The organism is Marinifilum fragile JCM 15579 (genome assembly GCF_001310955.1).
Classification (GTDB): domain Bacteria; phylum Bacteroidota; class Bacteroidia; order Bacteroidales; family Marinifilaceae; genus Marinifilum; species Marinifilum fragile.
Window position 1 is genome coordinate 1 of the sequence record NZ_BAZX01000059.1, and the last position, 4,936, is coordinate 4,936.

Genomic DNA, 4,936 nt, shown 5'->3' on the forward strand with positions numbered 1-4,936 from the left:
TCTATTTAGTGAAGTTAACGAAATATTTATGAATTGGTGTTATGTGAATAATTAACATTCAAAAGTGCACTTTTACGAAGGTCAATTCCATTACATGTATAGCATCATAGAGATGCTTGACATATTATCAGAAAGCTTAGCTTATAAGGCTACTTTACTAAGTAGCCTTATAAGCTTTTATAACCTAATATTTTTCACCTGAAAGTAAAATACAATCAGATTCTGTTTGTTAATCAAATATTATCGGATGTGTCTGCATTACATTTACAGCTGTGCCACTTTGTTCGCCGGGTATCCAATCTGGCATCGATTTTATTAATTTTAGCGCAACTTCATCGGCCAGGGGAGTCAAGCCTCGAACAACTTTAGGATTAATAACTTTTCCATGGCAATTAACGGTAAAGCTTACAAATACTCTTCCTTTGACTTCAAAGGAATGTACTTTTAGGAATTTTTTTAAAGCTTCGGTACCACCTTTATATTCCGGCATCTTTTGAACCAACATAAAAGCCATTTCTCCACAATCCGATTCAAGATCACTGATTTCATCTTCTTGAGATACTGTTTCCTCTGTAGTTTCATTGTCTTCAACAATTGAAACAACTTCAAACTGCTCATCATTTTTGTGATATTCAAAATCACTCAGGCTAATTGATTCTTTTTTATTGGAGGATGGTTTTACAATATAGCCATGCCACATAATAAGTGAAATGGCTTTATAAATAGGTTCATCTTTTTTATCATCTGGAATAATAGATTTTAAGGTTCCAATTAATAATGTCGACGAAAGTTCATCTGTTATGCTAGGATTCTTAGAAAGATAATTAACATGACTCAATAATTGATAATAAGTTGATGTGGTATCGTTTTTTGTATTATTTAGATCATAGGATTTTTCCATATTCTTTTTAAGTAATTCAAAATCTAAATAACCTGATTTAAGGTAGCCACTTTTAGAAAGAATAGAGTCGATTTCCTGTTTCTTTTGTTCAAATTTTTCAATGTTCATTTTTGATACAAAGCCCGTATACTGATCAAAAGCATCTAATAAATAATTCACATTTTTATTAGCCTTCGCCAAATGTTTGTTTATACATTTTAAAGCGGCTTTCTCTGCTTTTTTTTCATTCTGAGAAAAACTTGTGAAACAAGATGAGATCAGAAACAATAGGATAATTAGATTCTTCATTTTTATTATTTAGAGATATTGGTTCCTTATTTTAAATCGTATTACATAAAATAAAAGTTCAAATTTATCAAAAATGAACATATATGGATTACAAAATTGTAAATCAAGAGTGAAAAATGAATAATTAACTAAAAGTTTAAATATGTGGAGTAGGAGTTAATGCAGTATTATGAATTTGGGCTATAAGGGCGTTAATGTTCTATCATATGTCAAGCATCTTGGAGATGCTTGACATGTTCATTCAGAAAGCCAGGTTAATTCAACTTCCCCTCCGAAAATCAATCGGCCTTAGCCCAAATTGCTTTTTGAAAGCCGTAGAAAAGTGCGAAGCATTCTCATAGCCGCATTTCAGACCGACTTCGGCGATATTTAACTCAGATTTGACTAAAATGATGCGTGAGTAGCAGACAAGAAAAGAGGCCTCACTTTCCTTTCAAGCTTGAAGCCTCTTTCAAATTTGGTAATGATATAAGGGGATAAAAAACTCCATTTAAAACTATTCGATTGGCTCCAAAACGACACGAACCACATTCGATTTCTTGCCCACCTTTTGTCCGTTGTAAATGTAGTAGGCGTAATATTCTCTTATTTCTGTTTCCTTGGCGTTGATTCTGGCGCGGGTATCGTCGAATTGAGAAAGATTTACGGTGGTTTCGAAATTGTATTCTCCATCGTTAATTTTGGAGTAGAGCTTTATGCCGTGCATTGGTCTTTTCTGATAAGTGATGCGAGGCACACCTGCTATTGTTTTTACATTAAGGTTTGGGCGTTTGTTGTTGCTCTCTTCGGTCTTTTTTTCATTCAACAAACCCAAAGTTCTTTTTACATCTTCAGGAACAGATGAGTTCTCATCAATTTCTTTTTTGTAGGCTCTCAATTGTCTTTCGCTATCATTTTTGCTGTTAACGAATTCGATACGATCATTGTGAGCGGTTTTGATAGAGTCATTTTTCCGCTTTCTTAAATCCTCTACCGCTTGAAGTTTGGCAATTAAGGCTTCCGTTGATTCTTTGGGCAGAATGCCTTGTTCGACATAGGCTGGTGCCTTTTCAATAAAATTTCCCGATCGTTCGGAATAACCTTCTTCAGTTGAAGAAATGTAACTTTTAACCGTTGTAATGGTTGTTAGAATAAAATTCATAATGTATTCTTTTTAATTCGTAAATATTAAGTTGGGCGTCAATATTAAAGCTAGGAAACTTAACAAGGAAAAACACGAAAAAATATATTTTTTTGATCAATAGGTTTGGAGGGCCAGTCTTTTAGCGACTTTCCAAATAAATAATTTCTTGATTTATGGGGAATTTTCTGGCGAAATTTCATTTACAAGTTCTAGATTTTAATTTAGTTAAATAGTGATAAAGCGAAAAATAAGGGATGTACAAGAATTTAATCTTATAAAATGAGTTTATAAATCTCAGAAAAACAATCAGTAAGGTGCTAAATGTAGAAAATTTGTAAAAAGTAAGGTTTGATTGTATAATAAAACTTATGAACATATTAGGCGTGTTCGAAAAATTGCTGTTCGCCGCGAATAGCATGCAAATAGAGGACTTGTATATTCTAGCTGATTCATTTGCCTTGTAAATAGAAAATTAAAGTTTTTCAATGGTTTAGAGTTTGTAATCAACTCATGACAGTTTGTAAACAGCTCACAAGAGTTTGTTTTCAGCCCAGAACAATTGGTTTTCGGCCCAATACACTTTCACTTTGGCTTAAATGAGTTTGTTTTTGCTTCACGACAAACTCTAAACGAATCAGGAGAGTTTCTCGTGGGCTCACAACAAACTCTATTTTTTCAAATTTAATTGTAAAAACAGATTTACTGCTTTTGCAAGTAGGAAATACAATGATGTGACAAGGAAATGAGCTACTAAGTTTTTGGATTTCTCTTTTTGAAGTGGTGGATTACAAGCTAAGCATATTTATGATTGTTTTTGTTAGATTAGTATCATGAAAAAGTTTTTAACCCTCTTATTACTCATATTGATTGCAAGCATACTAGGTGGAGTATATGGAATGCTTCACGATCAAATCACTTATACCATATCAGAAGAGTATTACACCAAATTCAAGTTTATACAGTTTGGAATTGATAGTTGGGGATTGGGGAATAATATTGGAACCGATTTACAACCTGAGATCATATTGAGAAACCCTCGTTTTGGTGTTGGTATAGTTGGCGTATTGGCTACATGGTGGGTCGGACTGTTTATTGGAATCATTCTTGGTTTTGTTGGTTTGATTCACAAGAATGCCTCTCAAATGTTTAGGGTCACAATAAAATCATTGGCATTGACGCTGCTTATTGCACTTGCAGTAGGATGTATGGGTTTACTATATGGACATTTCGTTCTAATTGATAACATACCCAATTGGCATTATCCAGGAAATTTAATCGATATGGATCATTTTATCATGGTTGGCTCTATGCACAATTTCAGTTATTTAGGAGGCTTAATTGGACTTGCGGCTGCTATTGTATATAGTATTCGAAAAGCTAAAACGCAAAATATAAGTTTGGGTAGGTAGAGACAAGAGATTCCATGCTGAAAGGTATTATTGAACTTTATTTAATAATATCCCTATGCCTTTCCGATTTGTATGAGTGGCATTTCACCGTAGAATTATTAAAAACCGTATCAAGTTTAGAGTCTAAATTTAATCTATACACACTTGAATTCGATCTTGCTACTATTAATTCATGCGCATCACCAATTTTCATTTTTAAACCAGAAATTGTTCCAACCATTTCTTGATGAATCCCATGAAACACGGTGTCATTGTGTCGGTATTTGAAATATATTACATCTTTGCTGGTAGTGATTCCTTTTCTTTGATTTGGTCTTAATTTCTCAATGAAAGCAATGGTCTTAAAAGAATCATTCTGTAATAATTCTTTGTTTTTTTTGTGGTTAAAGTGGATAAATACGAATATGGGAGAAAATATTGCCAATAAAATAAAAGCAAGCTTTACTCTGTTCTTTACACTGAACTCTTTGTTACTTTTCTTTTTTCCCATTTTTTATTTTTGTGATGATTTACCGAACCAGCGTATAGTTTATTGAAAAAGGGTTATTCTATATGTTTTTTATAATCGGATAATGGAAATGCCCACGGTACTCCCAAATCATCTTCTAAATCATCATAGAGACCAATTCCTACATCGGGTCTTATGATTAGGTTTTCCAGCTTGTCTGAATTTTTGGCCAATCTTACATCACCATTTTCCTTTTTTAGCAAGAAATAAAGTTTGTAGGTAGGACCGATATCATGAATGCCAGCTTCTATTTGCAAGCAAGGATTCTTATGGACATCTTCAATGAACTGGGCCATTAAATTTACAGTTTCTTTCACCTGTTCTACAAGTAATTCAATTTTATAGGCTGTATTATTCTTATCCCGTATTGTAGCCAAATAGAAATCATGTTTTGTGCTTTCTATGTGTAGTTTTCTTCCGGTTTCATCAATCCAAGTACCACACCAGCTCTTGGGTATTGATTTTCTATTTCTAGGTGAAAAGATATTCAGTTTGAGTTTCATGTGTTAATACAGCAATTATTTATGTTTTCCGATCAAATCTACAAAACAAAGCTTGTTTGACAAAAGATATTTAAAGAGGATAGAGGTGTTGACAACTGGATTTGATGGGTTGGCAATTACGAAATAAAAATTTGGGCAAGTAGAAGCAAGGGAGAACATGCTTAGCAATCTTTGAGATGCTTAGCATATTTCTCGTTGAAAAGT

Annotated in this window: 6 protein-coding genes; 1 reads left to right on the forward strand and 5 read right to left on the reverse strand. The window is 33.2% G+C overall.

Translation table 11 applies throughout. From position 1 onward, the window contains the following. Positions 1 to 229: 229 nt before the first annotated feature. The 3 genes from JCM15579_RS19780 to JCM15579_RS19785 all read right to left on the reverse strand — a co-directional run bounded on the left by JCM15579_RS19780 (position 230) and on the right by JCM15579_RS19785 (position 2,330). On the reverse strand, positions 230 to 1,060 hold the full coding sequence (locus JCM15579_RS19780; RefSeq protein WP_172677481.1) for an energy transducer TonB: 831 nt from the start codon (positions 1,058 to 1,060) through the stop codon (positions 230 to 232). Between the two features lie 388 nt (positions 1,061 to 1,448). Then, the gene (locus tag JCM15579_RS22395; RefSeq protein WP_083464787.1) at positions 1,449 to 1,583 is read right to left on the reverse strand and encodes a helix-turn-helix domain-containing protein; all 135 of its coding nucleotides are present in this window, start codon (positions 1,581 to 1,583) and stop codon (positions 1,449 to 1,451) included. Between the two features lie 102 nt (positions 1,584 to 1,685). Continuing rightward, positions 1,686 to 2,330 (reverse strand): hypothetical protein, encoded by a 645-nt coding sequence (locus JCM15579_RS19785; RefSeq protein WP_054723021.1) that lies wholly within the window; start codon positions 2,328 to 2,330, stop codon positions 1,686 to 1,688. Between the two features lie 812 nt (positions 2,331 to 3,142). Here JCM15579_RS19785 and JCM15579_RS19790 point away from each other — a divergent pair. Further along, positions 3,143 to 3,721, forward strand: coding sequence for a hypothetical protein (locus JCM15579_RS19790; RefSeq protein ID WP_054723023.1), 579 nt, complete (start codon positions 3,143 to 3,145; stop codon positions 3,719 to 3,721). A 37-nt stretch (positions 3,722 to 3,758) separates the two neighbouring features. Here the strand turns inward: JCM15579_RS19790 and JCM15579_RS19795 are convergent, their stop codons facing one another. Further along, entirely contained in the window at positions 3,759 to 4,211 is a 453-nt protein-coding gene (locus JCM15579_RS19795; protein WP_054723025.1) for a hypothetical protein, read from the reverse strand. A 53-nt stretch (positions 4,212 to 4,264) separates the two neighbouring features. Beyond that, a complete protein-coding gene (locus JCM15579_RS19800; protein ID WP_054723027.1) occupies positions 4,265 to 4,732 on the reverse strand; it encodes a hypothetical protein in 468 nt (155 codons plus the stop codon). Between the last annotated feature and the right edge of the window lie 204 nt (positions 4,733 to 4,936).